Annotated in this window: 24 protein-coding genes and 1 pseudogene; 7 read left to right on the plus strand and 18 right to left on the minus strand. The window is 71.8% G+C overall.

From position 1 onward, the window contains the following. Nucleotide 1: 1 nt before the first annotated feature. Entirely contained in the window at nt 2–973 is a 972-nt protein-coding gene (locus tag AB0924_RS25020; RefSeq protein ID WP_366912572.1) for a LysR family transcriptional regulator, read from the minus strand. A 184-nt stretch (nt 974–1,157) separates the two neighbouring features. On the opposite strand from AB0924_RS25020, the gene snpA reads away from it, so the two are divergent. After that, entirely contained in the window at nt 1,158–1,841 is a 684-nt protein-coding gene (gene snpA / locus AB0924_RS25025) for a snapalysin (protein WP_366912573.1), read from the plus strand. 97 nt (nt 1,842–1,938) lie between these two features. Here the strand turns inward: snpA and AB0924_RS25030 are convergent, their stop codons facing one another. The 7 genes from AB0924_RS25030 to AB0924_RS25060 all read right to left on the minus strand — a co-directional run bounded on the left by AB0924_RS25030 (nt 1,939) and on the right by AB0924_RS25060 (nt 8,418). Next, nucleotides 1,939–2,742 (minus strand): enoyl-CoA hydratase/isomerase family protein, encoded by an 804-nt coding sequence (locus tag AB0924_RS25030; RefSeq protein WP_366912574.1) that lies wholly within the window; start codon nt 2,740–2,742, stop codon nt 1,939–1,941. Beyond that, the gene (locus AB0924_RS25035) at nt 2,739–3,986 is read right to left on the minus strand and encodes a cytochrome P450 (RefSeq protein WP_366912575.1); all 1,248 of its coding nucleotides are present in this window, start codon (nt 3,984–3,986) and stop codon (nt 2,739–2,741) included. The genes AB0924_RS25030 and AB0924_RS25035 overlap by 4 nt, the downstream gene beginning before the upstream one ends. Nucleotides 3,987–4,084: 98 nt before the next feature. Further along, nucleotides 4,085–5,443 (minus strand): cytochrome P450, encoded by a 1,359-nt coding sequence (locus AB0924_RS25040; protein WP_366912576.1) that lies wholly within the window; start codon nt 5,441–5,443, stop codon nt 4,085–4,087. Nucleotides 5,444–5,456: 13 nt separating this feature from the next. Beyond that, the gene (locus AB0924_RS25045) at nt 5,457–6,017 is read right to left on the minus strand and encodes an ATP/GTP-binding protein (protein WP_358932628.1); all 561 of its coding nucleotides are present in this window, start codon (nt 6,015–6,017) and stop codon (nt 5,457–5,459) included. A 3-nt stretch (nt 6,018–6,020) separates the two neighbouring features. Next, a complete protein-coding gene (locus tag AB0924_RS25050; protein ID WP_358932627.1) occupies nt 6,021–6,404 on the minus strand; it encodes a DUF742 domain-containing protein in 384 nt (127 codons plus the stop codon). Then, on the minus strand, nt 6,401–7,240 hold the full coding sequence (locus tag AB0924_RS25055) for a roadblock/LC7 domain-containing protein (RefSeq protein WP_359555832.1): 840 nt from the start codon (nt 7,238–7,240) through the stop codon (nt 6,401–6,403). The genes AB0924_RS25050 and AB0924_RS25055 overlap by 4 nt, the downstream gene beginning before the upstream one ends. Beyond that, a complete protein-coding gene (locus AB0924_RS25060; RefSeq protein WP_358932623.1) occupies nt 7,237–8,418 on the minus strand; it encodes an ATP-binding protein in 1,182 nt (393 codons plus the stop codon). Before AB0924_RS25060 ends, AB0924_RS25055 begins: the two co-directional genes overlap by 4 nt. Before the next feature lie 516 nt (nt 8,419–8,934). Between AB0924_RS25060 and AB0924_RS25065 the strand changes: the two are divergent. Together AB0924_RS25065 and AB0924_RS25070 are read left to right on the plus strand one after the other, a co-directional pair. Continuing rightward, a pseudogene (locus AB0924_RS25065) lies at nt 8,935–9,177 on the plus strand (quercetin 2,3-dioxygenase); the annotation flags it as partial. Nucleotides 9,178–9,404: 227 nt separating this feature from the next. Further along, nucleotides 9,405–9,848 (plus strand): MarR family transcriptional regulator, encoded by a 444-nt coding sequence (locus AB0924_RS25070; RefSeq protein ID WP_366912577.1) that lies wholly within the window; start codon nt 9,405–9,407, stop codon nt 9,846–9,848. On the opposite strand, the gene AB0924_RS25075 is transcribed toward AB0924_RS25070, so the two are convergent. From AB0924_RS25075 to AB0924_RS25110, 8 genes are all read right to left on the minus strand, one after another. Beyond that, a complete protein-coding gene (locus tag AB0924_RS25075) occupies nt 9,835–10,683 on the minus strand; it encodes a DMT family transporter (RefSeq protein ID WP_366912578.1) in 849 nt (282 codons plus the stop codon). The two genes, AB0924_RS25070 and AB0924_RS25075, sit on opposite strands and share 14 nt — an antisense overlap. 144 nt (nt 10,684–10,827) lie before the next feature. Beyond that, nucleotides 10,828–11,508: a maleylpyruvate isomerase N-terminal domain-containing protein gene (locus AB0924_RS25080; protein ID WP_366912579.1), complete on the minus strand. Its 681-nt coding sequence runs from the start codon at nt 11,506–11,508 to the stop codon at nt 10,828–10,830. Beyond that, nucleotides 11,498–12,052, minus strand: coding sequence for a hypothetical protein (locus AB0924_RS25085; protein ID WP_366912580.1), 555 nt, complete (start codon nt 12,050–12,052; stop codon nt 11,498–11,500). The genes AB0924_RS25080 and AB0924_RS25085 overlap by 11 nt, the downstream gene beginning before the upstream one ends. Before the next feature lie 15 nt (nt 12,053–12,067). Beyond that, nucleotides 12,068–12,325, minus strand: coding sequence for a hypothetical protein (locus AB0924_RS25090; RefSeq protein WP_366912581.1), 258 nt, complete (start codon nt 12,323–12,325; stop codon nt 12,068–12,070). 135 nt (nt 12,326–12,460) lie between these two features. Further along, a complete protein-coding gene (locus tag AB0924_RS25095; protein WP_366912582.1) occupies nt 12,461–13,276 on the minus strand; it encodes an ABC transporter permease in 816 nt (271 codons plus the stop codon). 12 nt (nt 13,277–13,288) lie between these two features. Further along, a complete protein-coding gene (locus AB0924_RS25100) occupies nt 13,289–14,182 on the minus strand; it encodes an ABC transporter permease (protein ID WP_366912583.1) in 894 nt (297 codons plus the stop codon). Between the two features lie 3 nt (nt 14,183–14,185). Next, on the minus strand, nt 14,186–15,382 hold the full coding sequence (locus AB0924_RS25105; RefSeq protein ID WP_358932607.1) for an ABC transporter substrate-binding protein: 1,197 nt from the start codon (nt 15,380–15,382) through the stop codon (nt 14,186–14,188). A gap of 125 nt (nt 15,383–15,507) precedes the next feature. Next, nucleotides 15,508–16,539, minus strand: a complete 1,032-nt coding sequence (locus tag AB0924_RS25110) for an ABC transporter ATP-binding protein (RefSeq protein WP_366912584.1) — start codon at nt 16,537–16,539, stop codon at nt 15,508–15,510. A gap of 92 nt (nt 16,540–16,631) precedes the next feature. Between AB0924_RS25110 and AB0924_RS25115 the strand changes: the two genes are divergently transcribed. From AB0924_RS25115 to AB0924_RS25125, 3 genes are all read left to right on the plus strand, one after another. Then, nucleotides 16,632–17,390, plus strand: coding sequence for a GntR family transcriptional regulator (locus AB0924_RS25115; protein ID WP_358932602.1), 759 nt, complete (start codon nt 16,632–16,634; stop codon nt 17,388–17,390). Nucleotides 17,391–17,427: 37 nt separating this feature from the next. Continuing rightward, nucleotides 17,428–18,210, plus strand: a complete 783-nt coding sequence (locus tag AB0924_RS25120; RefSeq protein ID WP_358932600.1) for a hypothetical protein — start codon at nt 17,428–17,430, stop codon at nt 18,208–18,210. A gap of 106 nt (nt 18,211–18,316) precedes the next feature. After that, nucleotides 18,317–19,075, plus strand: a complete 759-nt coding sequence (locus AB0924_RS25125) for a beta-glucanase (protein WP_358932598.1) — start codon at nt 18,317–18,319, stop codon at nt 19,073–19,075. A gap of 96 nt (nt 19,076–19,171) precedes the next feature. On the opposite strand, the gene AB0924_RS25130 is transcribed toward AB0924_RS25125, so the two are convergent. Together AB0924_RS25130 and AB0924_RS25135 are read right to left on the minus strand one after the other, a co-directional pair. After that, complete coding sequence (locus AB0924_RS25130) at nt 19,172–20,650, minus strand: glutamate--cysteine ligase (protein WP_358932596.1); 1,479 nt, start codon at nt 20,648–20,650, stop codon at nt 19,172–19,174. Nucleotides 20,651–20,754: 104 nt separating this feature from the next. Next, nucleotides 20,755–22,818 carry a SpoIIE family protein phosphatase gene (locus AB0924_RS25135; protein WP_366912585.1) on the minus strand — a complete coding sequence of 688 codons (2,064 nt, stop codon included), beginning with the start codon at nt 22,816–22,818 and terminating at the stop codon, nt 20,755–20,757. Nucleotides 22,819–23,780: 962 nt separating this feature from the next. Between AB0924_RS25135 and AB0924_RS25140 the strand changes: the two genes are divergently transcribed. After that, nucleotides 23,781–24,211, plus strand: a 431-nt coding sequence (locus AB0924_RS25140) for a transposase (RefSeq protein ID WP_366912586.1), incomplete at its 3' end; no start/stop codon positions are given.

Consider the following 24,211-nt stretch of genomic DNA (forward strand, 5'->3'; position numbering starts at 1 on the left):
CTCAGGCGCCCACCGCGCGCATCGTCTGCGCGGGCCGCCCGGCGCCCCCGCGTGCCAGCCACTCCTGGTACGCCGGCGCCTGCCTGGCCGCCTCCCAGTAGGCTTCCTCCAACTCCGGGCAGCCGGCCTCGAGTTCGTCGGCCGTCCGGGCCGCGAGCAGCAGCCGTACTCCTATCGGGTCACCGTGCAGGGGCCGGATCACCAGGTCGGAGCGGGGCGGGACCGCGGTCGGCTGGCTGACCGTGACCACCTCGCCGATGGCGGCCAGGAAGTAGGCGGTGAGGTAGTCGCCGTGCAGCAGATCGGGCGCTATCCCGGCGGCGCGCAGCACCCGGCAGACCCCGTCCCACTCGCCGTCGACCGTGGCGTCCACCATCCAGCGGTCGTGTGCCAGGTCCGCGAGACGCACCTCGCGCCGGGCCGCGGCGGGGTGGTCGGCGGCCATGGTGACGAACTGGGGCTCGCGCTCCACCAGGACCCGCAGAGACAGCCCGTCCGGGACGCGCAGCGGGCTGCCCTCGACCTCGTGCACGAACGCCAGGTCGAGCCTGCCCTCGGCGACCTGCCGCAGCAGGGCGTTCGCGGACACGTCCATCTGCAGGCTGGGCTCGACGGGTGGAACACGGGAACGCAGCCGGCTGAGCCAGCCAGGGATCGCCCGGCTGGCCGTCGCACCGATGCGCAGCCGGGGGCCGCCCGCCGCGCGGGCGGCCGCGGCCCGTGTCTCGGTCACGATCGCGGTGAGCTCGGCGACCAGCGGCCGGGCGCGGCTCACCACGATGTGTCCCAGCGGCGTGGGGCGGCTGCCCGTGCGGTCGCGGGTGAACAGCCGGCCGCCCAGCAGCTGCTCGATACGGCGCAGCTGGGTGCTCAACGAGGGCTGCGCCATGCCCAGTTCCCGAGCCGCCTTGTGCAGGCTGCCGGCGTCCGCGACGGCGCACAGCACGCGTAAGTGCCTCACCTCGAGCTCCATGCGCGGAGCGTAAGGGCTGTGTCTGATGAGGCGCCAGATGTTCAAACGCCAACGAACAGCACGAGTCGCCCTGATAGCCGGGAGCTATCCCCAGTTGCCATCATCCGCCGGGGCACCGGGCTGACCCAGACTCTTGGGCGACCGATCGTTCACCACCCCACACGAACGAGTAGGAGCCCCCCACATGACGTCCACCCGTACGTCCTCCACGTCCGCGAAGGCCTCCAGGAGACTGCTGGCGCTCGGCCTGGGCGTGACGTTCGCGGCCCTGGGCGGCGCGATCCCGGCGAGCGCCCAGACCACCGGCTCCACCGCCACCGTCCGGGCCGGCTACACCGGCTCGGCCCACGAGGCGGCGAACAACAAGGCGTTCTTCGAGGCCGTGCTCAACTCGGTCGCGAAGAAGCAGGCGGCCCACCCGAACCTGCAGTCGGTGACCGTGTACTACAACGCCTCCCAGGCGCCCTCCTTCCGCTCCCAGATATCGAGCGCCGCCTCGATCTGGAACAGCTCCGTGAGCAACGTCAAGCTGGCGTCCACCTCGGGCAGCGCCGACTTCTCGTACTACGAGGGCAACGACTCACGGGGCTCGTACGCCTCCACCAACGGCCACGGTAGCGGCTACATCTTCCTCGACTACGCGCAGAACCGGCAGTACGACTCGATCCGCGTCGCCGCGCACGAGACCGGTCACGTGCTGGGGCTGCCCGACCACTACAGCGGCCCGTGCAGCGAGCTGATGTCGGGCGGCGGCCCCGGCACCTCCTGCACCAACCGCTACCCCAACTCCACTGAGCGGGCGCGCGTCAACCAGCTGTGGGCCAACGGTCTCGCCAAGGCCCTCGCCAAGCTGAACAAGGTGAGCTGACACCCCGGGGCATCCTCCGCCCCCGGCCGCGAGCGGGCCGTGCCACCGGCGGCACGGCCCGCTTCGCCGTGCCGCCCGCCGCCCGCCGGCAGCGGGACTACGCGGGTTCCTCCGGCCGCCGCTGGCGCGGCCGGTTGAGCTCCGCGGTCAGCAGGTGGGCGTCGAGCAGCGCGACGTCGGCGGTGCGGGCGGCCCGAGAGTGGCCCGCGAGCATGCGCTTGGTGAGGGTGACGGCCTCCGGCGAGCGCCGGACGAGCGGCCTCACCCACGCCTGGACGGCGGCGTCCAGTTCGCCGGGCGGGGTGACCTTGTGCAGCAGACCGAGCCGGTGCGCGGTGGCCGCGTCGAAGAGGTCGCAGGTGAGCATGAGTTCACGGATCCGCGCGGCACCGCCCTCCACGATGAGGCGGCCCATCGCACCTCCCCAGGCCGGCGGCAGCCCCACGCCGATCTCGGGCATGCGGAACCGGCAGGTGTCGGCGCCCGCGCGCAGATCGCAGAACGAGGCGAGCGCGAGGCCGGCGCCGATGACCCGGCCGTGCAGCCGGGCGATGGTGACGGCGTGGGTGTTCTCCAGGGCGTCGCACACCCGGTGGGCCTTGTCCGCGATCCGGCGCATGACGGCCCCGGTCGGGTCCTCCTCCAGCGCGGCCCGGTACTCGTCGCGGTCGGCGCCCAGACAGAAGTCGTCACCGGCGGCCGACAGCACCAGCACCCGGACGTCGGGGCGGTCGTGCAGCCCGTACAGCAGGTCGGCGAGGTCGTCGAGGGCGGCCACGGTCAGCGTGCTGTCCCGCCCCGAGGGGTTGAGCCGGACCCGCAGGACCGGACCGTCCTGCTCGGCGTCCAGCGCCTTGCCGTGGAACGCGGCGGCGGGGGAGGGGGTGATGATCTCGGTCATGAGAGGGCGACGTCCAGGTTCAGCAGGCGCCGGAAGGCCACACGCGGTGCCCATGACGGCCGGCGTACGAGGGTCAGGCCGGGGAAGCGCCGGACCAGGTGGTGGAGCAGGGTCTGGGCCTCCAGGCGGGCCAGCGGCGCGCCGAGGCAGTAGTGGATGCCGCCGCTGAAGGACAGGTGGCCCGGTTTGCGGTGCAGGTTGAACAGTTCCGGGTCCGTGTGCCGGGCCGGGTCGCGGTTGGCCGCGCCCACCATGAGGTGGACCATGTCGTCCTTGCGCACCTCGGTGCCGCCGAGCACCTGGTTCCGGGAGGCGACACGGCTGATGACGTGCGTGGGCGGGTCGTAGCGCAGCGACTCCTCGACAGCCGCGGGGACGAGATCGGGGCTGACGGCGAGCCGGTCCCACTGGCGGGGGTGCTCCAGCAGCAGCAGGGCCGTCGTCGACAGCAGCATGGACGTGGTCTCCAGCGCCGCCAGCAGGAAGAACAGCGCCAGGTGGTAGACCGCTTCGTCGGCCTTGTCGCGGTCGCTCTCCATGCCGTCCCACACCGCGATCCAGCGGGACACGGGGTCGGTACCGGGACGCGCCCGCCGGTCGCGGACCAGTTCGGTGAAGTAGGTCCGCAGCTCGGCCGTGGCCGCGTCGGACAGGGCCAGCTGGCTGGCCGAGGGCAGCAGTTCCTGGGTGAAGACCTGGTCGTGGGTCAGCTCCCGCAGCCGGGGGAAGTCGGCGGCGGGCAGCCCCATCCAGTGGCCGATGACGGCCACCGGCAGCTCCTCGCTCACCAGGGCGTTGAAGTCCGCCTCGCCGTCGCGAAGCCGCTCGGCGAGGGTGTCGAGGAGTCCGCCGGTGATCTGCTCCACCGTCCCGCGCAGTTCCTCCAGGGAGGAGCGGTCGAACACGCCGGCCGACCGGCGCACCCAGGTGTGGTCCGGCGCGTTGAGCGCGGGCAGCGTCCTGCTCATCTCCCGTGAGGAGGGCGCCGTCCAGCGCGTTCCGTCGCCCTGCTGCTCCCGCCAGCGCGTGTCGGGTTCCAGCCACTCGCGGCTGCGCAGGACCTGGTCGCACAGGCCGAAGCCGGTGACGAGATGGCCTCCCCAGGGTGCCGCGACCACTCCGCCCCTCGACCGGAGCTCCGCATAGATCGGGAAGGGATTCGCCTGGCCTTTCGCCGTCCGCAGCCGGGAGAAGAGCGAGACGGCGAAGCGTCTGTCTGCGGGCGGAGTTGTCGCGAGTTCCACGACGGTCCCTTCTTGATCGTCAGCATCCGGCGCGCCATGCATACCCCACCGATGGCTGATACATACAAGATGACTATGGGCGGCCTGAGTTGCCTATGTCACTCTCCTCTGGTCCATGCCAGGAACCGGCTGAACAGACCGGGCCTCGCCTTGGCCGCGGCCGGCGCCACCGACTGCGGCGCGGGGCTCTGAACCCGGTGCGCGGTGCTCGTGGCCGGCTGGGGTTCCGGCGACTGCGCGGGCGTGACGCTGCGGGGCGTGAACCGGACCGGCAGGTTCACCAGGGACCGGCTCCAGGGGGCCGGCACCCAGTTCAGGTCCTTGAAGGGAACCCGGACCTCGACGTCGGGCAGCCGGTTGAGCAGCGTCTCGACGGCGGTGACCGCGATCACGAACGCGGGGTCCTTGGCCGGGCAGGCGTGCGGCCCGGCCCCGAAGGCCAGATGGGCCTTGGCGCTGAGCTGTTCGCGGTGCTCGGCCAGCCGGGGGTCGGTGTTGGCCGCGGCGAAGGAGATGAGCACCGGGTCGTTGGCGCGGACCGTCCTGGCACCCAGCTCGACGTCGTGGGTGGGGTAGTGGGCGGCGTAGTTGGCGATCGGCGCGTAGTTCCACAGAACCTGGGTGACGGCGTCCTCGACCGGCAGGCCGGCCTGCCAGTCCTCGCCGAGGATCAGGGCGCCGGCGCTGCCTATGGTCGCCGACAGGGGAGCGGTGCCACCGGAGAGCAGGGTCACCAGCTGGTGCAGCACCTCCTCGTCGGTGAGCTGCGCGGAGTGCTCCATCAGACGGGTCGTCAGGTCGTTGCCGGGCCGGCGCCGCTTCAGCGCGATCAGCTCGCCCAGCGCCTCGCCCAGCACCTGGTCCGCGCCCGCCGTGCCGTCGAAGATGCCGCTGATGCCGACGATGACACGGTCACCGATCTCGGGCGGGCACCCGAACAGGTCGCTGAACACCAGCAGCGGCAGCGGCTGGGCGTACTCGGCCATCAGCTCGGCCTGGCCGAGCCGGTCCGAACTGAACCGGCTGATCAGGTAGTCGGCCGACTGCTGGGTCTGCCGCACGAGCTGCATCTCGTTGACGCCGGCCAGACTGTCGGTGACCGCCTGGCGCAGCCGGGCGTGGGCCGCCCCGTCGCTGAACAGCGCGTTGGGCCGGTATCCCATCATCGGCACGGCCGGGCTGTCCGCGGGCACGCGTCCCTCGTTCAGCGCGCGCCAGCGCCGGGAGTCCCGGACGAACGAGGCCGGGTTCTGCAGGATGTACAGGGCGGCGTCGTAGCTGGTGACCAGCTCGACCTCCACTCCCGGGGCGATGTCCACCGGTGCGCTCGGGCCGAGCCGGCGCAGCTGTTCGTAGTGGGCGTCCGGATCGGAGCCGAACGCGGGCCCGTAGAGCGGGACGTTGCCGTGCGCGGGGCAGCCGGGCGGTGGCCCCTGGATGCCGGGAGGCTGCTGCATGTCGGGGTGGCTCCTAGTCGAGAAGGGACAGAAGGTGGTGGACGAGGGTGATCAGAGCCTGTGCCGACGACTGCTGGTCGCGTACGTCGCAGGCGACGACAGGGGTCCGCTCGGACAGGTTCAGCGCCTCGCGGATCTCCGCGAGCGGGTAGTCGACCGTGCCGTCGAAGTGGTTGACGCCGATGGCGTACGTCAGGCCGAACCGCTCGACCAGGTCGAGGACGGGGAAGGACTCCGACAGCCGCTCGGGATCGACGAGCACAAGCGCGCCGAGCGCGCCCCGGGACAGTTCCTCCCACATCTCCTTGAAGCGCTCCTGACCGGGCGTGCCGAAGAGGTAGAGCACCACCTCGTCGCTGATGGTCAGGCGGCCGAAGTCCATGGCGACCGTCGTGGTGATCTTGTCCGGGGTTCCCGACAGATCGTCAAATCCCACGCTGGCCTCGGTGATCTCCTCCTCGGTCTGCAAGGGCTCGATCTCCGAGATGCTCCCGATGCACGTGGTCTTCCCGACCCCGAAGTGCCCCACCACAAGGACCTTGACCGCGGTGAGGACACCTGAATCCAGGTACACGAATCACGCTCCGAATCGGGCTTTGAGGCCGTCGAGTACGGCGTTGAGCACTTCCCGGTCGACACGTTCGGCGGGTGGAACCGGCTTACGCGCGATGATGTGGCCGCTCTCCTCCATCTGCGCCAGGAGAATCCGCACGATCCCCAGGGGCAGATGTGTGTGGGCGGCCACTTCGGCGACGGAGAGAAAACCCTCCGCCACCAGTTCCAGAACCCGGCGCGCCTCCGGTGAAAGGGTGCGCACCGATGCGGCGGCACCCTCTTGCGCGGACACCAGTGTGGTGCGCTCGTAGGCATTCTCCGGTGGCAGGGCCCGCCCGTTCGTGATCACGAAGAGCGGGACTAATGCCGAGGTCAGCTCGAGTTCCTCGTGCGGCTCGTCATTCACGTACGGCTCGCCTCCCCGCGTGGTGCCAGATATCCGTTCAGCCGGGGTACCGCCTGATGCAGACGAGTGGTGAACTCCTCGATGTCGGCCTCGTGTTCGGCGGCCGCGGCCAGGAAGGCACCGTGCCCGGCCGAGATCAGGAAGATCCAGCCGTGCTGGAACTCGATGACCGTCTGCCGCCACTGCGCCGCCGGATCCGGCCCGGCGAACTGCGAGGTGGCCCTGCTGTAGGCGTGGATCCCCGTCATCGCCGCCGAGATGGTGTCCGCCAGATCCTGGCTCATGCCCGTGGTGGCCCCGCGGGGCAGGCCGTCGTGGCCCAACAGGACCGCGTGGCGGGCGCCTTGCACCTCACCGACCGCCGCGTCGAGGTCCGCGAGGGGGATCCCCGTGCCGCCCACCGCCACCTGCCGGCCCCCGCCGAGACGCCCTTCGGCGCTCTCCGTGTGGACGCGCGGCGGCGAGGTGAGGTTGTTGCCCAGCCGGGCGACGAGCCGGTGCATGCGGAAGGAGATCTGCTGCATGTCGACGTCGGGCGCCGCGGCGGCGGCGAGATAGGCGCCCTGGCCGGCGCCGATCAGGAAGATCCAGCCGTGCGAGAACTCGATGATCGTCTGGTTCCACTGCCTGTCCGCCCCGGGCCCGGCGAAGTGGGCGGTCGCCCGGCTGAGCGACTGCATGCCCGCCATGGCGGCGGAGATCGTCCGCACGTCCTTCTGGTCCATGCCCTCGGTCGCGCCGCGGGGCAGGCCGTCAGCGGACAGCAGGACGGCGTGGCGCGCCTTCGGCACGTTCTGCACGATGTCCTCGAGCATCCACGACAGGTCTGTGGTCATGCCTCATCGGACCCTTCGGACGGCGCCGAGGCGAGATTGCGGCCCGAGAGCGTGCCGCGCTGGAAGGCTCCCAGGCTCCGGCCGACGGCGCGGCCGGCCTCCTCCGGCGCCGGGGCGGGCGACGTGGTGGTGTCCTGGTCGGGGACGCTGGCGATGGGTACCTGACGGGCTCCCCGCCGGGGCAGGCCGTGCGCGGTGCGGGCCGCCGGCTCGGGCCGGCCCACGCTGCCACGGATACCGCTGACCTGGGGCTCCTCGGGCACCGCCGGCTCCTCCTCGGTCCACAGTTCCTCCGGCAGCAGGACGACCGCCCGCACACCGCCGTAGCGGGAGACGCCGGTGACGTCCACCCGGAATCCGTACTGCCGGGCGAGCAGGCCGATCACCGGGAAACCGAACTTCGGCTGGTTCCCGAGGTGCGAGAGCCGGGGGCTGAAGTCACCGGAGAGCAGCGCGGAGGCCTTCTGCCGGTCCTCGTCGTTCATGCCGACACCGGCGTCGTCGATGACGATGCACAGGTTCTTCTGCACCCGCTGGAAATTGACCTCGATCGGCGAACCCTGCTGGGAAAAACTGGCAGCGTTGTCAAGAAGTTCAGCGACCGCGAGAGCGACCGGGGAAACGGCGGCCGCCTTCAATGCGAGGCCGGTCTGCTGCATGATTTCGACGCGCCGGAAGTTTCGAATCTGACCCTGTGCGCTCCGCACCACGTCATAAACACTCGCGGGCCTATTGCGACGACCCAGGGGTGCACCGCACATCACCGCAATGCCCTGTGCCTTGCGTGCCATCTGCGCATTGGCGTGACTGACTTCCAGCAGATCGCCCAGTACGGAATGGCCGCCGTATTTGCGCTGAATTTCCTCGAGTAGCGTGAGCTGTTCTGCGGCAAGACTCTGCAGAAAGCGCGCCGATCCCTTGAGGACGGCCTTCGTGCTTTCCTCGGCCGCCTCTTCGGCGTCCGCGATGGTCTTGTCGTGCTCGGCTCTGTGCTGCTGCAACTCTGCGCTTAAAGCAGCCAGTTGGCTGTCGGCCACGCTCAGCTGCCGGGTGAGTTCGGCCTCGGCCAGGCGCTTCTTCGCGGCGATGGCCTTGTTGCGACGACTGAGCGCGAGCGCCGCGGCGACGGCAATGACCGCCACTGCGACCAGGCACCAAACGAGTGCGTCTCGAAACATGGATACCTTTCCTATGTGTAGCCCGCAACCATCGGTGGACGGACGTCGGGGGAATCCGTGACACAACCGCTCGGAACGACTCGGCCGACTTCGGGTCGAGAAGCCGGTCCAAGTGCAGCGCCCGAGCCGAGTGGACCAAGGTCGCAGACGCGGGGATGCTATCACTGACTTGGGGAAACGTTTGCAGCGCGGAGTGGCCGTATCGGACCGTACCGGAGCGCTGGTTCCGCCTGTTTTGTGGGCGTACAGGTTGCCGTGCGCGGGCCCCGTAACTACAGGTTGTTCGCCGCCGCGCCTATTGAATGCGCGGCGGTCGTCATTTCCCCGACATCTCGCCGGACTCATTGCCCTTTGTCGGACTTGGGATCACGCGCGCCCGTATGCGAAGTCGAGCCGCCGTCCCGTCCTGCGGTCGGAGGCGGGTGCGCGCCGCCGTCCCGTCCGCGGTGCTGTACCCGCCGCGCTATGTCAGGTAATCTGACATTCACTTCGCAGAGCAGCGGAGATTTCCGCATGACCATCCAGGTCTTCTACGTCACCCAGGGCGCGGTGCGGCTGTTCGTGGAGGACCTGGAGGGCGAGCAGCACGAGAAGCTGCTCGTGCCCGGCGACTTCGGCTTCGTCCCGAAGAACTGCGCGCACGCCTACCGCATGGAGCGCCACCACTCCGTGATCGTCGGCGTGGCCGCCGGACCGGGCGGCACCTTCGAGAGGTTCTTCGAGAACCTCGGCACCCCGTCCGACGAACTGGGCCTGCCCGAGCGGCCCGGGCGCCCCCGTCGACTACGTGCCGGTGACCGGCGGGAACCACCTGTGGGTCGGGCTCGGCGAGGAGGACGTGGCGCGCTGCTTCACCCGCACGCGCGACTTCGTCATCCGCCGCTGCGGGTGACCGCGCGGCCCGCCGCGGCCCGGGCGGCACGACCGCCCGGGCCCCGGAGGCGCCCGGAGGATAATCCGCTGGGTACCCGACCCTCCGAGGAGCCATGAGCCACCGCGCCGCCAACCTGCCCCAACTGCTGTCCGAGGCCCGACGCTGGTTGGAGGACGCCCTGTTCGCCGGCATGGAGGCGGCGGGCGAGCAGCCGGTGACGACGGCCCAGGCGTCCGTCTTCGCCATGCTCGACGCCGACGGCACGACCGTCTCCGAGCTGGCCCGCCGCACCGGAGTCACCCGGCAGACCGCGCACCAGGCGGTGCACGGCCTGATCGGCATGGGCCTGCTGGAGCAGACGCCCGACCCCGCCTCCGCGCGCCGGCGCCTGATCCGGCTGACGGCCGAGGGACAGCGGGTCCACGAGCGCGCGCAGGCCACCATCGAGGTGATCGAGACGCTCCTGGTGGACCGCATCGGCCCGTCCCAGGTCCGTGCCCTGCGCGAGGCACTCACCGCCGACTGGGGAGAACCGCCGCTGGTCACCGCCCCCTGATCCGCTGAACGGCCCGGCTCAGCACCATCACGCCGACCACGATCAGCAGGGCCCCGCACACCGAGGGCAGCAGCCACCAGCCCGTGCGGACCCGCTCGTCGAACAGGGTGATGCCCAGGGCCAGACTCACCACCGCGTCACCGATGGTCAGCGCGGGCTGCGCCGCGGCCAGCGGACCGGCCTGCAGCGCGTTCTCCAGCAGCAGCACCGAGGCCGCGCCGGCCAGCGCGAAGCCGTACGTCTGCCAGGACCGCAGAAAGGCCGTGAACCCGTCGTCGGCGAAGGTTCCCGTCGCCGACTTCAGCAGAGCCGCGGTCAGGGCGTTGCCGGTGGCGGACGCCGCCGCGAGCAGCGCGGCGCGCCGGGCCGCCGGGCGCCCTCGCCCGGCCAGCAGGACCATCGCGGCCATGCCGCCCAGGCACAGCGCCAGGGCCGGGACCCAGCGCACCATCCCCGCCTGGTCGGTGGCCCCGTGCGGCGCGGCCGCCGCGAGCAGCACGGCCAGGCCCACCACCACGCCGCCGACACCCCACCAGCCCCAGCGGGGCAGCCGCCGGTGCATCAGCGGACCGGCGATGAGCAGGGCGAACGGCAGTTCCAGGATGAACAGCGGCTGCACCAGCGCGAGCGGCCCGTTGACCAGGGCCAGGCTCTGGCACACCGCCGCGCCGATCACTCCCGCCATGCCCAGCACCCACGCGGGTCTGCGGGCGAGCTCACCCAGCAGCCGCAGCCCGCCCCGCCGGCTCGCGGAGGCCGCCTTGCGCTGGAAAGCGGTGCCCGCGGCGTTGCTCGCCGCTCCCGCGACGGCGAACACCGCGGCCAGTTCGATCACGACCGTCTCCCGCCTGCGGACACTGCCTTCCGGAGGAGCCTCGGGCACCCTCAGCCTACGAAGGCCTCGCCGGGGCGCCGCCGCGCCACGAGCCGGTGCGGCCGTACGGAGTCCCGCCGCGGCGGCGGGCGCGGCGGGACGCCGTCAGCCGAACAGCGGGAAGCGGTGCGCCGCGGCGCCCAGCGCGGCGCGTTCGGCGTCGGTGAGCGCGGCCCGTCCCGTGCCCACGCGCGCGTAGTGCGTGTCGCTCCACCACGGCGGGGCGGGTCGGCCGAGCAGGCCGTCGAGGGTGGTGCGGACCGCGGCGAGTCCCCCGGCCGACGGGGCGGCGGCGAGGGGGAGCCGTACGACCATGTCGAGATGGTGGACGGTCGCCTCGACGGTGAGAGTGGTCATCAGATCGCCCGCGGTCAGGACGTGCCCCTGGGTGGCCACCCGCGCGGCGGGGTCGGCGGAGGCCGCCGCGTGCCCGGCCGCGGTCACGGTCTCGGTGTAGAGGTCGCGCAACTGGCCGAAGTCCAGGAACATGCTCGCGTTCACCCGCGCCCAGCGCCGGCTGTTCGCCGCGCCGGGGGCCTCGGGGCGCGAGTCCGACCAGTAGGTCACCGCGTCCAGGTCCACCGGTTCCTCGCACGGCGTGTGCAGGGCGACCAGGCCGCGCCGGGCGTCGTCGAGGCAGTGCAGGACGAGATCACGGACGGCCCAGCCGGTGCAGCCGGTGGGCAGCCAGGACTCCTCGTCGCCCAGTTCCGCCACCACCGCCGAGGCGGCCTCGTAGGCCGTGCGCAGCGTCAGCGCCGGGTCCGCGGGCCGGTCACCGCTCATGCGGATCGGCATCGGTGGCGCCGGGGCCGTGCCGGTGATCGGCCAGCGCCGCCCGCATCCGGCACAGCCTCTTGTGCTGGAGGTTGCCGTAGGGGACGAACCAGCCGAGGAAGACCACGGTGAGCAGCCCGAAGCCCAGGGTCTGCCGCGGCCCGGCGGTCAGTGCCGTCCCCGCCGTCACCGCGCAGAAGAGCAGGGCGAGTACGACCTGCGCCGCGACACGGTGCCGGGTGCGGTGCAGACGCTGCTCCACCAGGGCGCGCATGGCTTCGCGCTCCGCCGGGTCGGTGGGCACCTCGCCCCGGCGCAGCCTGCCGTCCAGTCCGACGAGCCGGTCCGTGGAACCGCCGGCAGCTCGCTTCTCCCTGCGGCGCGCCGTCAGCACCACGGCGATGCCGCCCAGCGAGCACAGCGCCGTCCGCGTCAGGACCGAGGCGGCCGAACTCGACGGGTACAGAAGCAGGATCAGGGCGCTCGCGAGAAGAACGGACAGCAGGATCTGCACCCACAAGTGCCGGCCCAGGAAGTCGGTCAGGCGTTCCACGACCGTTTCCTGCCCTCAGCGGAGCGACCGGCGGCGGCCGGCCACCCGGGCGGTCAGCGCCACGACGAGCAGGACCCAGGCCACCGCGCTGTACACCCAGGCCGTCGTCCCGCGCACCGCGCCCAGCGAACTCCACACCGCCCAGAGGGCGAGGACGGCGCACCCCGCCGTCCAGGCGATGTCGGTGACCCGGGCGCGCAGCTGCGCGCGCTGCCCGGTGCCCGGTTCGAGATCACCGAGCCCCCGGTCCAGCGGTGTCCCGCGAGATGTCACGGCCGGTCTCCTCCCGTTGCGGCGTCCGAGGCCTGTCGCGTACCCGGCCGCGGGCGGGACATGTCGTCAAATGCCGTGTGCCACATGGAAGTTGGTGATGCGTTTCGGGCTTCCGCCGCTCGGTCGCGCGGCCCCTCACACCCGGCTCGACGTGGCCGTGTCCGCGGACAGCCGCTGGGCGGCGTAGATCGGGACGACCGAGAGCAGGACGAGGACGGCGGCCACGACGTTCACCACGGGCGCCTGTTGCGGCCGGGTCATGTTGTTGAAGATCCAGATGGGCAGGGTCTCGATGCCGGGGCCCGCGGTGAAGGTCGTGACGACGATTTCGTCGAAGGACAGGGCGAAGGCGAGCAGGCCTCCGGCCAGCAGGGCGGAGCGGACCAGCGGGAAGGTGACGTCCGCGAAGGCGCGGAAGGAACTCGCTCCGAGGTCCATCGCCGCCTCCTCGTACGACGCGGCCGTACGGCGCAGCCGGGCCACGACGTTGTTGAAGACGACGACGATGCAGAAGGTGGCGTGGCCGACGATCACCGTGAACAGGCCGAGGCCCACGCCGAGCGGCTCCAGGACGGTGCCGAACGCGGAGTTGAGGGCGATGCCCGTGACGATGCCGGGCAGCGCGATCGGCAGCACCACGACGAAGGACACCGTGCCGCGGCCGAAGAAGCGGTGCCGGGCCACCGCGAACGCGATCAGCGTGCCGAGGACCAGCGCGATGGCCGTGGCCCCGAGACCCGCCTTCACCGACACCCACACCGCGGCGCGCGCACCGGAGTTGCCCGCGGCCACGGACCACCAGTGCAGGGTGAGTCCCGGTGGCGGCCAGCTCGCACTGCGGTCCGGGCTGAGGGAGTTGACGAGGACGAGCAGCAGCGGGACGTAGATCACCGCGAAGCCGAGTGCGGCGCCCAGGCGCAGGGCGATCCGCGCGGTGCGGCCGAGATGCATGGCGCTCCTCCTCTACAGGTTGTTCAGGGCGCCGGTACGGCGGATCGCCAGCAGGTACAGGACGATCACGACCACGGGGACGGTGCCGAGCGCGGCGGCCATGGGCAGGTTGAGTTCGATGTTGGAGTACACGAGGTTGCCGATCAGCTGGGTCTTGCCGCCGACGATCTGCACGGTGATGTAGTCGCCGAGGCTGAGCGAGAAGGTGAAGACCGATCCGGCGGCGACCGAGGGCAGCACCATGGGCAGGACCACCGAGCGGAAGGTGCGGCCGGCCCGCGCGCCGAGGTCGGCCGAGGCGTCGAGCAGGTTGTCCGGGAGCTGCTCCAGGGCCGTGTGGACGGGCAGGATCATGTACGGCAGCCACAGATAGGTCAGGGTGAGCACGGTGGCGGGCAGACCGAAGCCCGGACCGCTCAGCCCGAACGGCCGGAGCATCCAGTCGGCCAGTCCGCCCTCGGCGAGTATGAGCCGCCAGGCGTACACCTTGACCAGGTAACTCGCCCAGAGCGGGGTGAGGATGGCGACCACCATCAGCGGGCGCCACCGCGGCCGGGCCACCCGCGCGGTGCAGAAGGCGACCGGGAAGGCGATCACGGCGCACAGCACGGTCACCGCCAGGGCCACACCGACACTGCGCAGCACCACCTGCCGGAACACCGGCGTGGTGAACAGCGAGTGGAAGTTGTCCGTCGACCAGACCTTCACCACCTGGGAGGTGAAGGAGTTCGTCGTCCAGAAGGCCGAGACGAACAGGACCGTCAGCGAGCCGAGATAGAGGACGGCGAGCCACAGCAGCGGGGCGGTGAGCAGCAGCGTCAGGCGCAGCCGGGGCCGGCGGTGCAGGGTTCCGGCGAGCCGCCGGACGGTGCCCCGTCCGGCGGCCGGCGTCACATCGGTCGTCACCGCTCAGCCCTTGATCTCGGTCCAGGCCTGCACCCACTTGGCGTACGGCACGCAGCGGACGCCGGTACGGCCGTCGAGGCACTGCTCGATGGGCGTGTTCCAGAAGGCGATGTTCTTCCAGTAGCCCTCGTCGGAGGCGTGGTAGGTCGCGCAGAAGGTCTTGTCACTGGTCTCGGAGCAGGCCTTGGCGTTGGCCGGGGCCTCCCCGAAGTACTCGGCGACCTGGGCGTTGACCTTGGGGGAGACGATCCAGTCGAGCCACTTGTAGGCGCAGTTGGGGTGCTTGGCCTTCGCGGACACCATCCAGGTGTCGGACCAGCCGGTCGAACCCTCCTTGGGAACGAACGCCTTGACCTTGGCGCCCTCGTCGGCGGCGAGTCCGGCGATGACCTGCCAGGCGGTGCCGATCACGGAGTCCCCGCTCTTGAAGGCCGAGACCTCCTTGAGGTAGTCGCTCCAGTACTCGCCGACGTCGCCGTTCTGCTTCTTCAGCAGCGCCACGGCGGCGTCGAACTGCTTCTGGTCGAGCGCGTAGGGGTCCTTGATCTTCAACTCCGGCTTGGTCGCCTTGAGATACAGAGCCGCGTCGGCGATGTAGATCGGTGAGTCGTACGCGGTGACGTGCCCCTTGTGCCGCGCGGCGTCGTCGAAGACGGCCGACCAGGAGGTGGGCGCCGGGCTCACCTTCTCGGTGTTGTACATCAGCAGGTTGGCGCCCCGGCCGTGCGGGATGCCGTACATCTTCCCGTTCACGGAGTTCCACGAGCCGTTCTTCAGCCCGCTGAAGACGTCCTTGTAGTTGGGGACGAGCGCGGTGTTGACCGGAGCGGCGTCACCGGAGGCGATCAGGCGCAGGGAGGCGTCACCGGAGGCGGAGACCGCGTCGTACTCCCCGGTCTTCATCAGCTTGACCATCTCGTCGGAGCTGGCGGCGACCTTGGAGTGGACCTGGCAGCCGGTCTGCTTCTCGAAGCCGCTGACCCAGTCGGTCTTGGGGTCGTTGGAGCCGTCCTCGACGTATCCGGCCCAGGCGATCAGATTGACCTGGCCCTCGGTCCGGCCCAGTTTCGTGGGCGCCTTGAGGTCGGGCGGGTTGAGGCCGGTGGCGGCGGAGCCGCCGGAGCCGGAGGAGTCGCAGGCGGCGGCGAGCAGCAGCGCGGCGGCGCCGGCCGCGGTCTTCAGGGTACGGGTGAGACGCACGACGTTCTCCAGGGGTGAGGGAGCCTTGCGCGGAGCGGGCGAGGGTGTGAGGGAGCCTTGCGTGGAGCGGGAGCGGGAGCGGGAGCGGGAGCGGGAGCGGGGGAGTGGGGACGGGGCGTGCGGGGTCAGGTGGGCAGCAGGACGGCGTGACCGCGGTGCCAGCGCAGCCTGACCCGGGTGCCGCGGTAGGCGGCGACGTCCTCGGAGGACGTCTCCAGGTTCTGCTGCAGGGCGGTGAGACGGCCGCCGCCGTCGAGGTCGACGAGGAACCGGGTGGCGTCACCGAGGTAGACGACCTCGGCCACGGTGCCGGTCGCGGTGGCGTGCCCGGGCTCGTCCGCCTCGGCGGACTCCTTGAGCACGCGGATCTTCTCCGGGCGGATGTTGTACGTGCCGGGCGCGCCGACGATCCGCCGGGCCGTCTCGCCGTCGAGCAGGTTCGAGGTGCCGACGAAGGAGGCGACGAACGGCGTGGCGGGCCGTTCGTATATCTCCGCCGGAGTGCCGACCTGGGCGATGCGGCCCTGGTCGAAGACGGCGATGCGGTCGCTCATCGTCAGGGCCTCCTCCTGGTCGTGGGTGACGAAGACGAAGGTGATGCCCACCTCCCGCTGCAGCGCCTTGAGTTCGACCTGCATCTGCTCGCGCAGCTTCAGGTCGAGAGCGCCGAGCGGCTCGTCGAGCAGTAGGACCCGGGGACGGCCGACGAGGGCGCGGGCGAGGGCGACGCGCTGGCGCTGGCCGCCGGACAGCTGGGCGGGGCGGCGCCGGCCGTAGCCCTCGAGCCGGACCTCGGCCAGTGCCTTGCGGGCGCGCACCAGGCGTTCGGCCTTGGGCACCTTGCGGATCTTCAGGCCGTAGGCGACGTTCTGCTCGACGGTCATGTGCGGGAACAGGGCGTAGTCCTGGAAGACCGTGTGCACGTCCCGTTCGAAGGGGGCGAGGCTCGTGACGTCCTGCCCGGCGAGTTCGATGCCGCCCCCGGTGGGGGTCTCGAACCCGGCGATGAGCCGGAGGACCGTGGTCTTCCCGGATCCGGACGGGCCGAGCATCGAGAAGAACTCCCCGTCCCGGACCTCCAGGTCGACTCCGGCCACGGCGGTCGTCTCACCGAACGACTTCCGCAGATCCTGCAGCCGGATCGCAATCCCCTCCATGCGGGAACCTTTCTGGCGCGCTCAACGTTGACCGCAAACATATGAAGTCATAGTTCTAATCTCAAGAGCCCCTTAAGGTAAAGCTTGAGTCAATGCACGAGGTGGTGGCCGTGAGGCAGGACGAGAGGGAGGGCGGCGCGCGCTTGGCCCTCTTCACCCCGGTGGACAGCCGGGCGCGCGTGGACGCCGTCGTCCGCCGCATAGGGGACGCGATCGAGCTCGGCCTGCTCGCCGACGGCGAGCAACTGCCCGGCGAGAGCGACCTGGCCGGGCAGCTCGGCGTCTCCACCGTGACCCTGCGCGAGGCCCTCATGGCCCTGCGGCAGCAGGGCCTGGTCACCACCCGGCGGGGCCGCGGCGGCGGCAGCTTCGTCTCCCTGCCCGAGGTCCCCCCCGCCGACCGGCTGGAGGGCCGGCTGCGCGGCTGGAGCACCGACGAACTGCGCGACCTGGGCGACCACTGGGCCGCCCTGTCCGGCGCCGCCGCCCGCCTCGCCGCCCGGCGCACCGAGCCCGGCGACCTGGACCCGCTGCGCCGCACCGCCGAGGAGCTGGCACGGACCCGGGAGACGGCCGCGCGCAGCCGCCTGTACGGCCGCTTCCACGTCGAACTGGCGGCCGCCGCCCAGTCCGCCCGGCTCACCCGCGAACAGGTGGCCCTGCAGAGCGAGGTGGGCGCTCTGCTGTGCCTGGTCCTCGGCAGCGACGAATATCGTGAAGAAGTGGCGGAGCGTCACCGCTCCGTGATCTCCGCCGTGCAGGATGGGGCCGACCAAACGGCCGGCACGCTGGCCGAGCGGTGCGTCAGGGACGCCACGGAACGGCTCGTCGCCGTGCGACTCACCCTCTGAACGCGCCGCGTCCGGTTCCCGTCCGCTGGAGGACACCATGGGCTGGAGCCCCGGGCAGGCCGCCTCGGCGGCCGCCACGCTGGACACGGACGCCGAGGCCTGGGTGGCCTCGCGGGTGGGCGGCGCGCTGGAGACGGTCTTCGAGGCCGTCGCCGCGACCCGTGCCGACGCCACGGCCCTGCTCGCCAGGGTGTCGGCGCGCGGCGGGCACCCCGCGAGCGCCGACCTCGCCGCCCTGCGCCCCGGACTGCACCACCGCCTGACCGGCCAGGAACTGGTCTCCGGCGCCGGCTTCGTGGCGGCCCCCGGCCTGCTGGCCGACGTACCGGCCTGGCTGGAGTGGTGGCAGAAGGGAACCGACGGAGACCTGCGGCCCCTGCTGCTCGACCTCGACCCCGACCACTCGGCCTACTCCGACTACACGCACTGGGACTGGTACACCCTGCCCCGTGACACCGGCCGCCGGGCCGTCGCGGGCCCCTACGTCGACTACCTCTGCTCCGACGAGTACAGCCTCACCCTGTCCGCGCCCGTCGAGACGGGAGGGCGCTTCGCCGGGGTCGCCGCCGCCGACGTGTACCTGCGGCACTTCGAGGCCGCCGTGCTGCCCCTGCTGCGCAGGCTGCCCCGCCCCGCCCACCTGGTGAACGCCCGCGGCCGGGTCGCCGCCTCGGCGGACCCAGCGCACCTCGCGGGCTCCCTCACCAAGGGCCCCGGCTTCGGCGACCTGATCGCCGGGTCCGCGCCCGCCGAGCACGCCGGCCTGCGGCTGGTGCCCTGCCACGGCGTCCCGCTGGTCCTCGTCCTGCGCGAGGACTGAGTACGCTCCGGCGCGTGCGCGGGCGCCCTTCACCCGGACGGGTCAATCCCGCGGCGTTCCGGCCGTCCCGGCGCATGGGCGGGCCCCAGCCGGTGAGACATCGGTCATGGAACAACCGACACCGAGCGGCCCGGTTCCGGCTCCGCGCACTCCGTCCGGGCCCGACGTGGTGCTCACGGCGGACTTCACCTCCGAACGCCAGTGGGTCGCGGGCCGTTCGTGGGCGTATCCCGACGGCGGCCCGGTCAACCCCGGCGACGACAAGCTCGACCACCTGGTGTCCGACGCCGCCTACAGCCGCTCGGGCGTCTTCCGGGCCGGGCGGAGGCCGGACGGCCGATGGAACACCGGACTGCTGACCACGGAGGGCAGCGAGGAGGCGTTCCTGCTCCGGACGGGAGACGTCCTCACCGCCCGGGTACGGCTGCCCCGGGAGACCGGCGCGTGGCCCGCCATCTGGACCTGGCGCGACGGCGGCCAGGAGGTCGACGTCTTCGAGTACCACCCCGACAACCCGGATCTGCTGGAGCTCTCCAACCACGTGCGCGGCAGCGGCAGTTACTTCCGTGACGACGCCGTCCGCCCCGGCGCCTGGATCGACCTGCGGACCGAGTTCGGCGCCCGGTCCGTCGTCTGGTGGGTGAACGGCACCCGGGCGTTCGCGGACCGGCGCGGGGTGGGGTCCGGCTGGCACGCCCACCTCATCGTCAACCTGTCCGTGTGCGCCGGGCGCTACCACCCCCCGCCCGACCGCTCGACGACCGCGATGTCGTTCGAGGTGAGAGACCTCGTCGTGCGACGGCCGCGAAGCACCTCGGCGCGGGAGGGGGAGACGGTGCAGGGCGGCGAGGAGCAGCCCGCCTGACGGAGGGACGGACGGACGGCCGTCGGCCCGGCCGCACCGCCGGGGGAGCCCGGCCCCCGTCGCCGCCGCGGCGGCCGCGCTCCGCGAACCACCCCGTCAGTCCACCGGCCAGGTGTGCACCGGGGCGTTGAGGTGCATGTAGTCGATGTACAGCTCGGTCATCCGGCGCAGCGCCTCATGGCGGCCGGCCTGGGTGCCGGACTCGATGCGGTGGAACATCTCCTTCTGCCACACCGCCCCGTTGCGGGCGGTGACACAGCGCTGCTCGATGATGCCGAGCAGCGGCTCCCGCCAGGCCGAGTCCATGCCGGAGTGCTCCAGACCGCGGTGCGCCAGCGGCAGCAGCCGGCGCAGCACCAGTTCGGGCACCGGCACCTCGCCCATGCCAGGCCAGTACAGCAGGGCGTCGATCCCCCGCCGGGCCGCGGTGTGGAGGTTGTCCTCGGCCGCGGCGAAGGACATCCGCGACCACACCGGCCGGTCCTCCTCCACCAGGGCCCGCGTCAGCCCGTAGTAGAGGGCGCCGTTGGCGAGGGTGTCGGCGACGGTCGGCCCGGCGGGCAGCACCCGGTTCTCGATCCGGACGTGCGGCTTGTCGTGGGCGATGGCGTAGACCGGCCGGTTCCAGCGGTAGATGGTGCCGTTGTGCAGGGACAGTTCGGACAGCTCGGGAATGTCCCCGCGGTCCAGCGTCTCTCCGGGCTTCTGCTCGTCGCACAGGGGCAGCAGGGCAGGGAAGTAGCGCAGGTTCTCCTCGAACAGGTCGAAGACGCTGTTGATCCACCGCTCGCCGAACCACACCCGGGGCCGTACCCCCTGGACCTTGATCTCCTCGGGGCGGGTGTCGGTCGCCTGCTCGAACAGCGGCACCCGGGTCTCGTGCCACAGCTCCTTGCCGAACAGGAACGGCGAGTTGGCCGCCAGCGCCACCTGCACCCCGGCGATGGCCTGCGCCGCGTTCCAGTAGCCGGCGAAGTTCTCCGGGCTCACCTGCAGATGGAACTGGGTGCTGGTGCACGCGGCCTCCGGGGTGATCGTGTCGGCGTACGTCCGCAGCCGGTCGACGCCGTCCACCTCGATCCGCAGGTCCTCGCCGCGCGCCGCGAAGACCTGGTCGTTCAGCAGCCGGTAGCGCGGGTTCTCCGACAGGGTCCCCTCGCCGATGTCGTCCTGCCGCAGCGTGGGCAGGATGCCGATCATGACCAGGCGCGCGCCCACCGACCTGGCCCGCTCGTCCGCGTGGTTCAGCGCCGCGCGGATCTCGGACTCCCAGGCGTCGGGGCCGCCCTCCGTCAGCGCGCGGGGCGGCACGTTGATCTCCAGGTTGAACCGGCCCAGCTCGGTGGACCAGGCGGGGTCCGCGATCGCCTCCAGCACAGCGGTGTTGCGCATCGCGGGCTCGGCGGCGTCGTCGACCAGGTTCAGCTCGATCTCCAGCCCCACTTGCGGCCGCTCCGCCTCGAAGAGCTGCTCGCGCAGCATCTGTGCGAAGACGTCGAGACACTCCTGCATCTTGATCCGGTACCGGCGCCGGTCCTCACGGGTGAAGACGAGCGCCGGGACGTCCCGTCCCATCGGCCCTCCTGGATCGCGCTCCTCGAAAGACCTCCCGTCCCAGGGTGGCACCACCGGGCGAACCGCACCATGCGGGACGGGGATTGCCCGGCACCGGGCGGGTCTCACAGGGCCCGGGCGACGAGCAGCGCCACGTCGTCGTGGTCCTCGGGATGCCGCAGGCCGTACAGCAGCAGGTCGCAGGTCTCCTCGAGCGGCCGTCCCGGCTCGTCGAGGAAACCGAGGAGCACGTTGAGACGGTCGTCGATGGGGTGCTGCCGCGTCTCCACGAGGCCGTCGGTGTACAGCACCAGCAGATCGCCGGGGCCCAGCTCCACGGTGGCCGTCTCGAACTCGACGCCCCCGACGCCGAGCGGTGCCCCGGCGGGCAGGTTGAGCAGTTCGGGCACCCGGCCGGGCCGGGCGAGGGCGGGCGGCATGTGTCCCGCGTTGGCGATGGTGCACCGCCGGGTGCGGGGGTCGAAGACGGCGTACAGGCAGGTGACGATGTAGTGCTCCAGGTCGCAGGTGATCCGGTCCAGATGCTGGAGCACCGCGTCGGGGGCGAGGTCCAGGTCCGCGTAGGCACAGGTCGCGGTGCGCAGCCGGCCCATGGTGGCGGCCGCGTCGATGCCGTTGCCCATGACGTCGCCCACCACCAGCGCGGTCTTGTCGTCGGCCAGCGGGATGACGTCGTACCAGTCGCCCCCCACCTCGCTGGTGGCCTGCGCGGGCTGGTAGCGGGAGGCCAGCTCCAGGCCGGTGTGGTGCGCCGAGTGGTCGGGCAGCAGGCTGCGCTGGAGGGTGAGCGCGGTGTTGCGCACGCTCTGGAACCAGCGGGCGTTGTCGATGGCGATCGCGGCACGGCCGGCCAGCTCGCCGGCCAGCACGACGTCGTCGTCGTCGAAGGGCAGCGGGTTGCGGGTGCGTTTGAGGTCGAGCGCGCCGAGCACCTCGCCGTGCGCGATCAGCGGTACGGCGAGATACGAGTGCACGCCCGCCCGGGCCAGATAGGCTCCGGCCTCCTCGTTGCGGGCGATGCGCGACAGGTCCCGCTCGCCGACGTGCCGGACCAGGACCGGACGGCCGGTGTGGACGCACAGGGTCACCAGCCGGTCACCCTCGTAGGAGGCGAGGTCACCGGGCGGGTCGGCGGCCCGCAGCGCCACGGTGGGGTGCGCCGCCCTCAGAGCGAGGGCGCGGAACAGTTCCGGGCCGTTGTCCGGGCGGCGGACGCGCCGGCAGGCGAGGGCGGAGTCGAGGACGTCGACGGCGACCACGTCGGCGAGCACCGGAGTGGCGATCTCGGCCAGCTCACGCGCGGTCTGCTCCACCTCCAGCGAGGTGCCGACCCGGGTCGAGGCTTCCGCGATGAGCGCAAGCCGCCGCCTGGCCCGGTCCGCCTCGGCGGCCGCGTGGTGGCGTTCGGTGACGTCGACGACCGAGGCGGCCGCGCCCAGCACCCGCCCGCCGGGGTCCTCGAGGCGGTAGAAGGACAGCGACCAGGCGTGCTCGTGTTCCGGGTCGGAGGGCGGCAGGCCCACGTGGTACTGGTCGAGCAGGGGGAGGCCGGTGGCGAGCACCTGACGCAGACAGGACTCGACGGTGCCCACGTCGAAGAAGGGCAGCATCTCCCGCAGCCGGCGCCCGATGTGGTCCTCGGCGGGAACACCGTCGATCCGCTCCAGCGCCGGGTTGACCAGCAGGTAGCGCAGGTCCGGGTCCAGCAGGGCCAGGCCGATCGGGGACTGGTTGATCAGCCGCTCGCACAGGGCCAGATCGGTCTCCACCCGCTGCAGCAGCGTGTGGTCGGCCGCGATGCCCAGGGCGTACACCTCTCCCACGTCGTCCAGCAGCCGCATGGTGCGGAACTCCGTGAGGCGGCTGCTGCCGTCCTTGTGCAGGATGGGGAAGGCGCCGGCCCATCCCCGGCCGGTCCGCAGGACCTCGGAGAACAGGCTCACCACGGCCTGCAGATGCTCGGGACGGACCAGCAGGTGCGCCGCGTACTGGCCGAGGACGTCCTCGGCGGCGTAACCGAACAGGTCCTCCGCCTGCGGGGTCCAGAAAACGATGCGCCCGTTGGTGTCGAGCGCCACGGCGGCCACGCTGAGCACGTCCAGCAGGCCGGTCGGGCGGGGCCGCTCGGGACTGTGCTCGTCGTCGGCGCGGAAGGAGTCCACTGCCATACCGGATCCACCTCCACCGGTCGGTCGTCGGGGGTGCACTCCGAGCGCTGAGGACCGGTACCTCCATGCTGCCCCCGGCGCCGGGCCCGTCCCAACCGCAGAACGGCCCGTGCGCTGCGGACGGACCGCCGGCAGCGCGGGGGAGACGGAGGACGGCACCGGCGGAACCTGCCGGAAAGTGGCGCGACGCGTCCATGTCCGCCCGGTCGCCTGATCTTCTCGACGCCTCCACCGACGCGGTGGTGCCGCTGCCGGCCGACGGCGTCGAGGCCGGCCGGCCGCGGAGCGCCGAGGCGCTGCCCGGCGTGCGCCGGACGTCGTCGGCCGCCCGGAGGCCCGTCCGCCGGCCGGCCCCGGGGCCCCGACCCCGGCGGCCGTCGTCGCGCGGCACCGCGGGGCCGGAACGTCGGGAGCGGCCGGATCCCGCTGCGGCACCGGGGCCGGCCGCGGTGTCGCTCGACGTCCGGTGCTCGATGGCCTCCGGTATTCGCGTGCGGAGGGCTTCCCCGGTCTGCTGCCCTCCGGCGTCCGCGGTGCGGAGGGCTTTCCGCTCTCGGCCTCCGTATCCGCGGTACGGAGGGCTTTCCGGTCTGGTGGCCCTCGGTTTCCGCCGTCCTGGAGACGGTCTCGGCACGTGAGCAGCGGACGTGGTGGACGGTGAGCCGGGCCCTCCTCGGCGGATTCCTGCCCCGCTCGCCGGTCGGCATGGCCGCCGGCACTCGGCGAGGCCGGTCAGCCCTCGGAGCCGTCGGGGGAGGGGTCGGTGCAGTGGCCGGCGAGCGAGACCGGGCCGAGGCCGGTCATCGGGTCTCCTTCGTGGATACCCCGGCCTTCAGGCCGGGGAGGAAACGAAGCTCCCGCGTAGCGTGGCAGGGAAGGGCGAATCGCCGACAGGGCGATTCGCCGTCTATGGCCACCGGCCGACACCCGTCGCTCACACGGGAACTGATAGAATGTGAGGCGTGACGCAGCAGGTCAAGCGGGCGTTCAAGTACCGCTTCTACCCCACGGGCGAGCAGGCAGCAGAGCTGTCCCGCACGTTCGGCTGTGTCCGCCTCGTGTACAACAAGGCGTTGGAGGAGCGCACTCGCGCCTGGTACGGCGAGCAGCGCCGCCTGTCCTACGTGCAGTCGTCGGCGGCGCTGACGAAGTGGAAGAGGACCGAGGAACTGGCCTTCCTGGCGGAGGTGTCCTGCGTCCCTCTTCAACAGGCGCTGCGCCACCTTCAGACCGCGTTCGGGAACTTCTTCGCCAAGCGCGCGAAGTACCCCCGGCACAAGAGCCGGAAGAAGTCCCGAGCGTCGGCCGAGTACACCCGCAGCGCGTTCAAGTGGCGTGACGGGAAGCTGACGCTGGCGAAGATGGCCCAGCCACTGGACATCCGCTGGTCGCG

This window comes from Streptomyces sp. NPDC047869 (genome assembly GCF_040704065.1).
Lineage (GTDB): Bacteria > Actinomycetota > Actinomycetes > Streptomycetales > Streptomycetaceae > Streptomyces.